Origin of the sequence: Psychrobacter sp. TB20-MNA-CIBAN-0197, assembly GCF_040309765.1 — a bacterium.
Classification (GTDB): domain Bacteria; phylum Pseudomonadota; class Gammaproteobacteria; order Pseudomonadales; family Moraxellaceae; genus Psychrobacter; species Psychrobacter submarinus.
Window position 1 is genome coordinate 1 of the sequence record NZ_JBEOPC010000861.1, and the last position, 260, is coordinate 260.

The 260-nt window shown below is 63.8% G+C and carries 1 protein-coding gene; it reads right to left on the minus strand.

The window, feature by feature from the left end:
- Positions 1-260: type VI secretion system baseplate subunit TssG (locus AAEY83_RS16320; protein ID WP_351060709.1), on the minus strand; the 260-nt coding region annotated here is incomplete at both ends.

Consider the following 260-nt stretch of genomic DNA (forward strand, 5'->3'; position numbering starts at 1 on the left):
CTCTGGAAGCTCGCGCGGTAACGGTACTTGCGCCAGATCGGCAGCATCAGCCGTTGCAGGCGATGGTGGAACAGGTCGAGAAAATTGCGCGTCGGGTTGCCGTCTTCGCTGTCGCCCAGAGCCTGTTCGCCGTAGAACGCTGGCAGCGGCGAACCGGAGCCGACCAGGCCGATCAGGTTGAAGCGCATGCGCGCGCGCATCTTGCCGTGCTCTTCGAAAAACTCGACGCGATCGACGTCGCTGCGCGGAAAGCCCAGGCT